We start from the raw sequence: 10,066 nt of genomic DNA on the forward strand, positions 1-10,066 counted from the left end.
TCTCGGCACAAAAAAAACAGATGATATCGAGGTTTCACATCCTTTATATCATCTGTTTCTCTTCTTTATAAACCACTCATTAGTTTAAAGCGTAATTTCTTTAAACCACTCACTAGTTTAAATTACCAAAAAAAGAAGCAGCTGCTTCTATTTTGAGCGTCTAGCTTTGCGTGCTGCTTCTTGTTTTAATTTGCGACGTACGCCTGGTTTTACATAAAACTCTCTTTTACGAGCCTCAGCAAGGGTACCGTTTCTAGATACTTGTCGTTTAAATCTACGTAAAGCATCATCTAAAACTTCGTTCTCTTTTAACACTACTTTTGGCATCTACAAAAACCTCCCTTCCGAGCAAGCATGTACATTATACATAATTTCACATAATTATGCAAGATTTTATGGAAATTTTTTCAGTTATTTTCTAGTTTTAAACCCTTTTTTTCAAGATAAAGCGTATTTTTATAGATAAAACGATAAAAATGAACCCTTTATTTTAAATATCTTTGTCTTCCTTAAGCGCAGGATTTATCTTATGAAGCATGCTCTTAGGCAGCCGCTTCAGCAGTGCCAGCACGATGACGATGCTTAACAGACGATCGAGATAATCTGTCATGACCTGTACGATAAAACAGCTCATGGTCAGTCCCAGCGGTGTTTTAGCGAGCAATTGGACCAAAATGCTTGACCCGCTGGAAGTGATGCCGCCAAACAGTGCTGCAGTGATCGAAGCACTGCATAGTGATGTCGGAATCGTGATCACAAAGGCAGCAAGAAAAGGCCAGCTTGCCTTGGAAGATCTTTTTTTCCATACAAGAGAGCTTAAAAGACCCAAAAGAATGCCCACAGGTGCGTAATATAACGAATAGATATCACTTGTCACACCAAGTATCAATCCGCTCAGCAGACTGGGAAGCATGGCTAATACAGGTCCATAGACAGCTCCTGTGAAGATCGTGCCGATGCTGTCCAGATAGATTGGCAGACGCAATAACAAAGCAATCTGACCGCCCACGATGTTCAGGACCACGCTCAAAGCGATCATGCATATTTGAAAGATAGAAAACTTAGCCTTCATGATCCACCTCCTGCGCAATCAGCTTTTCCAATTCAGTAAGCTTGTCTTTTTCCATATGAAGCAGCAATTCAAAAAATAATTCAAAAAATCCCCGGACATCTACTTCATTCAAGACATGGGCATTCGCCTTTTTTCTATAAAAATCATAAGCATCTACGATCGATTGTCCTCTTGAAAGAGATTCGGTTTCAATTTGGACATAAGAATTAAATCCATGACATAGCTTTGGATTTAGAAAATAAGCCATGGCCAGAGGATCATTGATGACACAACCGATGATATGTTCCCACTGCCAATGAAAATCAAAATAAAATTTCGTGATCTTACGTATAAATTCTCCTTTTTCAGGATCAAGTCTTTCCATATAAGAAAGAAGTGACGGAGTCAGGACGATCTTTCTTGTGACATCCAGGCCTACCATATGGATCAAGCGACCAAGCTTGGCCATATGCTGATAAACGATAGCCGCAGCCTCAGGATCCTCCCAGTAATTGTATTCAGCCACCGGTGAACAGTTTCCATGGGCCTTATATGAACCACCCATGGAAACAAGCATCTCAATATTATTAAAGGCTTTTTCATCGGCAGCAAGCAAATCAGCAAGATTTGTCAAAGGACCAAGAGCGATCACGCTGCAGCTTTCCTTATTCAATGTCTGCGATAAAAATTCAACAGCCGTCAGAGGCTGGTAAAAGCCTTCCACAGGTTCAAGAAAGCTTTCTCCAAGCCCATCGCTCCCATGCGTATCCAAAGCATTTACATATTCTTTTTTTAACGGCTTAGCAGCACCCATATAGATCGGAATATCCAGACGATTCATATGTTTCAGCACTTTCTTCGCATTTTCAAAACCCATCGTTACGGGAGCATTGCCACATACGATCGTAATTCCCACCACTTCAACATCCTTTGATGATAATGCCATCATGATCGCCAAACTATCATCGATTCCGGGATCACAGTCAATAATGATCTTACGCTTCATTCAATCACCCTTTCACGTTAAAAATGACCCTGCCTGTAATATAAGCAAGGTCATGAAGCTTTCATAAAAATTTCATTCACTTTTTGCCTATTATTATACTGGGAGGTTTGAAACCAGTTTTATATCAATATGAAGTTTTTCCGCTTTCGTTATTCATCAGCTTAACACCGGAGCTTGTACCGATACGGTCAGCTCCGATCCTGATCATCTCATCCATTTCTTCAGGTGTACGGACACCGCCGGCTGCCTTAACCTTACATGCTCCTTTGACAGCATCAACCATGACTTTGACAACATGCGGATTTGCTCCTGCAGTTGAAAAACCTGTGCTCGTCTTGACAAAGGTTGCCTTTGCCTTTACACAGCATTCACAAGCCAAAGTGATCTGTTCATCGCTTAAAAGACAGGTTTCAAGGATCACCTTGACACACTTGCCGTTCGCTGCTTCTACGACAGCTTCGATATCCTTGATAACAGTATCCGTATCGCCGTCTATCAGGGCTCCGATATTCATGACCATATCCACTTCATCAGCACCCTGTGCAATGGCCTGCTTCGTTTCAAACGCCTTGGTTTCACTGGTCGTTGCACCTAAAGGAAAACCGATCACCGTACAAACCATGACATTGCTTCCCTTTAGCTTTTCAGCACAAGTCTTGACCCAGTAAGGATTCACACAAACACTTGCGAAATCATATTCAAGGGCTTCGTCACATAATTTAAGGATCTGAGCCTTCGTAGCCTGCGGCTTTAACAATGTATGATCGATATACTTACTCTTCTTCATTTTCGTCCTCCTCAATACCTAGATAGTATTTTCTAATTGCTCGTTTGGCAGCCTTCTGGTCGCCCATGTAATACTGCTTGCCGTTTTCGTAGACCATATAGTCTTCATCCCCCTTGCCAAGGATCAGGATCGTATCCTTGACATTGGCAATCTCAATGGCCTGACGGATCGCATCACTTCTTTCAGGAATATAGATCGTATTGGCATTGACGATACCGCTTTTGATATCATTGGCAATAGCGCTTGGATCATCTGTACGGGGATCTTCATCGGTAATGATGATATTCCCGCAATAACGATCGGCAATGCTGCCCATCACCTTTCTTTTTTTCGCATCCCGGCGTCCGGCACTGCCAAACACGGCAATGATATTGCGATCGCTTGGCGTGATCATCTGAGCATACTCAAATATTTTTTCAAAGCCATCCGGAGTATGTGCATAATCAACGATGACATTGAACGGCTGACCTTCATCGATTCGCTCCAGTCGTCCGTCAACCTGCTTGAGATCATTCAGACACTCAAGAATCTTCTCAAGATCAAGTCCTCCCTGATGCAAGCCGGCAATCGCCGCCAAAAGGTTATAGACATTGTACAAAGCGACAAGATTTGTACGTACCGGATATTCTTTATTTTCATAAATCAAGGAAAAGCTTGTTCCTTCAATACCCAATTGAATGTTATCAGCACGATAATCCGCATCATTTTGAATGCCATAAGTAACAACGCGGCCATTTGATGCCTCTTCAAACTCTTTAAAAGAAGCATCATCGACATTCAAAACACAGATGCCATCCTTTCGGATCATTTCAAAAAGCTTGCATTTGGCTTTTAGATAATTTTCAAAAGTACCATGATAATCGAGGTGATCATAGGTCAGATTGGTGAAGATCGCAACATCAAAATCAACACCGTTCACACGATTCTGTTCCAACCCGTGTGAGCTGACCTCAAGTGAACATGCCTTCATTCCGGCCTTCACCATATCCTTGAATACCGATTGAAGCATGATGGCATCCGGCGTCGTAAGATCCGGGGGCAAGGTAACATCACCATAGCTGATAGAAATCGTCCCGATATAGCCGCAAGGTTCAAACCTCGAATGAATATCACGAATGATCGTCGTAATCGTACTTTTCCCATTTGTTCCGGTCACACCATAGATCTTCATCTTTTTTGACGGATAGCCATAAAAACGAGCAGCAACCCGTGCCATCGTATCGCTCACGTCCTCAACACGAATATATACGATTCCCTTTTGCTTTTCAGAGATATCTTCTGAATGAACGATGCAGACCGCCCCATTTTCGATCGCCTGCCGAATAAATTCATGACCGTCATGAACAAGACCATCCATGCAGAAAAACATGCCATTTTTTACTTTCTTCCGAGAATCGTAAAAAAGCGTCTTAATTTCAATATCCGGTGCATTTTCAAATAAATATGAACATTTCATCTTAACCCTCCAATGATCCTAAACATCCGGAATCATTTACTTCATGAATCACAACGCGAACGATATGTCCGACCAGCGAGGCATCCCCTTTAAACATAACCGGTAAATATTCACTGGAATGTCCCATGCAATTTTCACCCTTGCATGTTTCGACCAAAACCTCACAGCTTTTTGAAATCCATGAATTGCTGTATTCCCTCTTCATCACATCTGACAGCTCACAAAGCTCATGTGCTCTTTGCTTTCTTATTGTACCATGAATTTGTTTCATTTTACTAGCCACTGTTTGATCTCTTTTTGAATATGGGAAGACGTGCATGAAGCTAAAGCGGCACATCTTTGCATTTTTTAACGTTTCTTCAAACTCTTCTTCACTTTCATCCGCAAATCCGGCAATGATATCCGTACTGATTGAAATAAGAGGAAGCTTTTGACGAATCTCTTCGATCCGCTTCATGAACTGCCGCATATCATAGGGACGATTCATCCTTTTTAAGACCGAATCGCTGCATGCCTGTACCGGTATATGAAGATGCCGGGCAATCTGGGGATGCTTTTCCATCAGATCCAGCAAAGCATCGCTGACTTCATTCATCTCAATGCTTGAGATCCGGATACGGTCCAGTCCTTGAATTTCCAACAGCTTGTTAAGCAAAGAAGGAAGATCGCTATGAATACCACGGCCATATCTTCCGGTATGGATCCCTGAAAGAACGATCTCATGATGCCCGTTCGATACGAGCTTTTTCGCGATCTCTATTGCTTTATCTTCTTCCAAAGAGCGTTCTCTTCCCCTTGTATAAGGAATGATACAATAACTGCAGAACTGGTTGCAGCCATCCTGTATCTTTAAATAGGCCCTTGTATGCCGAACAAAGCGTTCGATATGCAGATCCTCAAACTGAGGAATCGTATTTAATTCATGAACATAATTGATCTTCTGATGTTTTTCCACAAGCGTATCGAGCGAATCGAGAAACGTCTGTTTCTGATCGCTTCCCACAACCGCATTCACACCTTCCATTTTTTCGATATTCGCTGCCTCAGCCTGTGAATAACAGCCGATGACCGCAATAAAAGCATGTGGATTTTGAGTAATCGCCTGATGGATCTTTTGTCTTGATTTTGAAGCTGCGGTATTGGTCACTGCACAGGTATTGATCAGATAAATATCACTTTTATCTTTAAAATCAACCTGCTTATAACCTAACTGAAGACATTTTTCGATGTAAGCTTCAGATTCATAGGAATTGACCTTGCAGCCAAGTGTATGTATCGCAAATGTTTTCATTTTTTCCTTCTTTCTAAGATCTTCGTCATTTTACGTGTCATCTTTTCACTGATCCAGCCCTTTTCGATGAACATACGAATACATGCCTCTTCATCTTCCTTCAGATATAAAGAGATCCAGTCTTCAAGCTCATTGATCTCACCTTGGAAACGGACCAAAGGAAAGGATTCACAGATAACATCATCTACAAAATGATATAACGTCGATGATAACGGACAATAAGCCCAATAACCATTTTCATCGATTTCTGCCAATTCCAAGGACGTAAAATGAAAGCTGACCATTTCACACGTAAGATGATGTTGATCGATCATATCCTTACAATCAAATCGCAGCCGATTATATTGTTTCAATTCAAATAATACCATTTCATTCTCATAAATTGCATTGATGCGCTCATTCATGCAAGGCAAGTAAAGCTTCTGCTGATCACGTACCACAAAAGGAAGCTTTTCTTTGATCCGGTCAATATCGATATTGATCAGACGTTTTCTTTCTTCATAATTCAGTGTCTGCCAATAATCAATCATATCATCATAAGATTTCACAAAGCAGCCTTCAAAGGCCTCCTTGTTTTTTAAGGTTTGAACAAGACATTCAAAATAAAAGAAATCCTCCTCTTTTTTGATTGACAGATCAATGTGATATCGTTTTAGATAATGTTCATTTTCTTTGATGAAACGCTTGACTGCATCACATTTCAACAGTTTGATTTCATCCTTTTTCTGAATTTTCTTTATTAGTTCCATACCATTCTCCAAGCAACTCATAATGATAAGTCAGCATGCTGACAGCACTGATAGCAGCTGTTTCTGCTCTGAGGATCCGCTTACCAAGAGATACACAGATAAAGCCATGGGCTTTAGCTTCTGTGATTTCCTTCCCGCTGAAACCACCCTCAGGGCCGATCATGACCAGCACAGATCGAATGTTGGGATGCTGACATAAAACTTTTCCCAGACTGTCGGCTGTTGTATCCGCATTCTCATAGGCAATGCATTTTAAATCAGCTTCTTTTTCAAGCACCTGTGAAAATGAACATATCGGATGGACCAGACAGCGGTGATTCTGTTTTGACTGCTCACAGGCTTCTAAGGCAATCTTCTGCCATCTCGCTAATTTTTTATCATTCTTTTCTTCACTGATTTTCACAACGCTTCTTGAGGATATAAACGGTAAGATATCATAAGCCCCGCATTCCGCAGATTTTTGTACGCAAAGCTCCCATTTTTCTTTTTTGACCAGTGCCATTGCCAGACTGATGTCGATCTGTTTATGATGATCATCAGGCAAATGCTCTTGAAGAAGTCCAACAGCTTTTTTACCTTCATAGTGGATAGCAGCATAAGCGGCCTGTTCCTCACAATCGACGACCTTAACGATCTCGCCTTCCTTCATACGCATGACATGTGCGATATGATGAGATTGTTCCTCATTAAACAGGATCTTTTCACTAAGTTTTGATTCTATAAAATACTGCTGCATACCATCACCTTTTTCTATTTTAATCGAAATAACAATAAAAGACAAATAAAACTTAAAAGAAACTCCGCCAAAAGCGGAGCATTATTTTCCTTCATTCGCTAAACGCCGCAGATCTTTGACCTCCTGCGGCTTTAAAAGCCGGTAGCTTCCCTGTGACATATCATCAACCTTTAAGAAGCCGATTGATTTACGATGCAGAGAAGTGACCTGATAGCCAAAATACTCGACCATACGTTTGACCTGATGATTTCTCCCTTCAACGATCGTCAGATCAAATTTAGTTTTTTTAAGGGCATAATCTTTTTTACGAACCCTTACTTTTGCCGGCAGCGTCATACCATCATCCAGCTGGATACCCTTTTCTAATTCTTTGATCTGAGAGGTATCCAGGATACCATCGATCAGCACGTCATAGGTTTTAGGAAGATGATAGCGAGGATGAATGATCATATTGGCAAATTCACCGTCATTGGTCAGGATCAAGACACCGCTTGTGTCATAGTCCAATCTGCCTACCGGGAAAATCCTCTCTTCACAATCGATCAGTGATACGACTGTCTTGCGCCCATGCTCATCATCTAAGGTACACAAGCATTTTTTAGGCTTATTCATGACATAATAGACCTTATTTTCCTTTTGGATCAGTTCACCATCAACCTCGATCCTGTCACCTTTTTTTACTTTATATCCCATTTCACGAATCACATTGCCATTCACACGGACCCTTCCCTCACTGATCAAAACTTCAGCTTTTCTGCGTGAAGTCAAGCCGCTGGCAGCAATTACCTTCTGTAATCTTTCCATATTCCACTTCCTTTTTCAGTATCATATCATGAAAAGAAGAGAAATGTAAGTAGAATGGCCATACTTATTCCTACAATATCACTGATCAGACCGATGACCATCGAATTTTTGATCTTTTTAACACCAACACACCCAAAATATAAGGTGATGACATAAAGCGTCGTATCCGTACTTCCCTGAATGATACTTGCCATAATACCACTAAAAGAATCAACACCTAAATATTTAAAAATATCGATCATGATCGCTAAAGAGGCTGTTCCCGAAAAAGGCCGGAAAAGCATCATGGCCCATAAGGAAGGTTCGATCTTCAGAATCGAAGACGCGAAAATATGAGCGATAAAATCAAGCAAGCCGCTAATTCTTAATAAATTGATCGCAAACATCATGGAAAGCATGCTTCCAAATACATCATTAAAAAGTAAAAAGCCTTCTTTGACTCCCTTTAAAAAGGCATTGTACGAATCAACCTTCTTAATCAGTGATACGGTCAGGATCAGAAAGATAAAAAGCGGCAAGATCAGATTAGTGACCATGATTCCACCACCGATCCACCAAAAGTCCTATCAGGGATGCACTGAAAGTAGCAATGATCGCAAAAGGAATAAAGCTGGTCGCATCCTTTGATGCATAAGCCACACGTAAAGCGATGATGCTTGTCGGAAACAGTGTGACGCCGCCTGTATTTAATACGAGAAAGGTTACCATGCTTCGGGTTGCTGTTTTAGGATCAGGATTGTGCTTCTGCATGCCTTTGATCGCTTTCAGGCCGACAGGAGTAGCGGCACTTCCCAATCCAAACATATTGATCACGATGTTGCTGGCAACATAACCCAAGGTTTCCTGATCGTGCTTGATATCCGGAAGCAGGAAGCGAAGCAAGGGGTTCATCCTTCTCTCCAGCCATGCGATACAGCCGTTTTGAAAGGCAATTTCTACGATCCCGTTAAAAAAACAGGTAACTGCAATCAGCGGCAATACAAAATCCAATGTTTCACTGCCAACCGATACGATCGTATTGCTTAAAAGCTCACTTTTTCCGGTAATTAACGCAAATAAGATAGAGGCTAAGATCATCATGCTCCAGAAAAGCGTCATGTCAAAAGCTCCCTTCGTTCAATCACAGTATCTAAATTTTTATAGCGGATGAGCACTTTTCCATCTTCAATAAGAGCTTCCACAAATACCTCATCACCAATAGGAACGATTGCATGAATATCTTCTTTGATGAGCAGCCGCTTATTAGCTATCTTATAGCTGCCTTTTTTAATCAAAAGATGGGATTTATATTTCTGGTACACATCTTCATGAAGCCGTTTATGTAACATAAAATAATCCCCTTCTCTAAAGCTGACCACGATGGATTCAAGACCATTTTCATAAGCTGTGGTAATCAGTGTTTTACCGGATTTTACCGTATAGCCTGTCTTTCCTCCATTACAGCTGTCATACATGCTTAAAAGACGATTCTTATTGATCCATACACGCTGATTCTCTGCCTGGTACTGACGCGTATTGACGATCATCCTAAAAATGTCATTTTTCATGGCAGCCTGCATGCATAAGGCCATATCATATAAGCTCGAGATATTTCCTTCATCCGTTTCATCCAATCCGCTGGGATTTGAAAACACAGTATCATGCATACCTAATTCTTTTGCCTTATCATTCATCATTTTAACAAAATGGGCAACATCTTTACCAACATGAAGAGCAATTGCATGTGCCGCATCATTACCGCTTCTCAGCATCAGGCCATATAATAGCGAAAGCAATGAATATTCTTCGTTTTCAAGCATGTATAAGGAAGAACCGATTTGCATCGTCGTTTCTCGATCAATGATGATCCTGTCGCTGATATCGGCATTTTCCAGCGCTACCAATGCTGTCATCACCTTGCTGATTGAAGCGACGCTTTGTGTCTGATGAATGTTGTCACCCGCTAATACCTCACCTTCAGACATGACGATATAATCTGCCTCTATGGGCAGCTGAAAGCAAAAAAGCATCATCAAAAAAGCAATTGTTTTTTTCATATTTCACCTGTTTCATTGTATGAAAAGCAGAAGCAAAAAAGCCATCTTTTTGAAAATCTACATAAATAATAATAAATATGAAGCAAAAACAATAAAAAAATGACGCAAGCGTCATCTGCAAAACTTAAAAACCATATGGTGCTCCTTTCC

At 40.9% G+C, this 10,066-nt stretch carries 12 protein-coding genes; all 12 read right to left on the minus strand.

What is annotated here, in order from left to right; translation table 11 throughout:
* Positions 1–147 precede the first annotated feature (147 nt).
* Positions 148–327: a 30S ribosomal protein S21 gene (gene rpsU, locus Q0K35_RS05970; RefSeq protein ID WP_273401621.1), complete on the minus strand. Its 180-nt coding sequence runs from the start codon at positions 325–327 to the stop codon at positions 148–150.
* A 163-nt stretch (positions 328–490) separates the two neighbouring features.
* Entirely contained in the window at positions 491–1,072 is a 582-nt protein-coding gene (locus Q0K35_RS05975) for an ECF transporter S component (protein ID WP_294561761.1), read from the minus strand.
* The gene (locus Q0K35_RS05980; RefSeq protein ID WP_294561762.1) at positions 1,062–2,057 is read right to left on the minus strand and encodes a nucleoside hydrolase; all 996 of its coding nucleotides are present in this window, start codon (positions 2,055–2,057) and stop codon (positions 1,062–1,064) included. The genes Q0K35_RS05975 and Q0K35_RS05980 overlap by 11 nt, the downstream gene beginning before the upstream one ends.
* A gap of 124 nt (positions 2,058–2,181) precedes the next feature.
* Positions 2,182–2,844 (minus strand): deoxyribose-phosphate aldolase, encoded by a 663-nt coding sequence (deoC, locus tag Q0K35_RS05985; RefSeq protein WP_294561763.1) that lies wholly within the window; start codon positions 2,842–2,844, stop codon positions 2,182–2,184.
* Positions 2,831–4,300, minus strand: a complete 1,470-nt coding sequence (locus tag Q0K35_RS05990) for a UDP-N-acetylmuramoyl-L-alanyl-D-glutamate--2,6-diaminopimelate ligase (protein ID WP_294561764.1) — start codon at positions 4,298–4,300, stop codon at positions 2,831–2,833. Before Q0K35_RS05990 ends, deoC begins: the two co-directional genes overlap by 14 nt.
* Before the next feature lies 1 nt (position 4,301).
* Positions 4,302–5,591, minus strand: coding sequence for a tRNA (N(6)-L-threonylcarbamoyladenosine(37)-C(2))-methylthiotransferase MtaB (gene mtaB / locus Q0K35_RS05995; RefSeq protein ID WP_294561765.1), 1,290 nt, complete (start codon positions 5,589–5,591; stop codon positions 4,302–4,304).
* The gene (locus tag Q0K35_RS06000; RefSeq protein ID WP_294561766.1) at positions 5,588–6,340 is read right to left on the minus strand and encodes a hypothetical protein; all 753 of its coding nucleotides are present in this window, start codon (positions 6,338–6,340) and stop codon (positions 5,588–5,590) included. Before Q0K35_RS06000 ends, mtaB begins: the two co-directional genes overlap by 4 nt.
* Positions 6,306–7,076: an RsmE family RNA methyltransferase gene (locus Q0K35_RS06005; RefSeq protein ID WP_294561767.1), complete on the minus strand. Its 771-nt coding sequence runs from the start codon at positions 7,074–7,076 to the stop codon at positions 6,306–6,308. Before Q0K35_RS06005 ends, Q0K35_RS06000 begins: the two co-directional genes overlap by 35 nt.
* Before the next feature lie 81 nt (positions 7,077–7,157).
* Positions 7,158–7,880 carry a pseudouridine synthase gene (locus Q0K35_RS06010; RefSeq protein ID WP_294561768.1) on the minus strand — a complete coding sequence of 241 codons (723 nt, stop codon included), beginning with the start codon at positions 7,878–7,880 and terminating at the stop codon, positions 7,158–7,160.
* Between the two features lie 26 nt (positions 7,881–7,906).
* Positions 7,907–8,416 carry a spore maturation protein gene (locus tag Q0K35_RS06015; RefSeq protein WP_294561769.1) on the minus strand — a complete coding sequence of 170 codons (510 nt, stop codon included), beginning with the start codon at positions 8,414–8,416 and terminating at the stop codon, positions 7,907–7,909.
* A complete protein-coding gene (locus tag Q0K35_RS06020) occupies positions 8,406–8,978 on the minus strand; it encodes a spore maturation protein A (RefSeq protein WP_294561770.1) in 573 nt (190 codons plus the stop codon). Before Q0K35_RS06020 ends, Q0K35_RS06015 begins: the two co-directional genes overlap by 11 nt.
* A complete protein-coding gene (locus tag Q0K35_RS06025; RefSeq protein WP_294561771.1) occupies positions 8,975–9,916 on the minus strand; it encodes a serine hydrolase in 942 nt (313 codons plus the stop codon). The genes Q0K35_RS06020 and Q0K35_RS06025 overlap by 4 nt, the downstream gene beginning before the upstream one ends.
* Positions 9,917–10,066: the final 150 nt, after the last annotated feature.

The sequence above is a fragment of the uncultured Traorella sp. genome (assembly GCF_944327115.1).
In the GTDB taxonomy this organism is placed as follows: domain Bacteria; phylum Bacillota_I; class Bacilli_A; order Erysipelotrichales; family Erysipelotrichaceae; genus Traorella.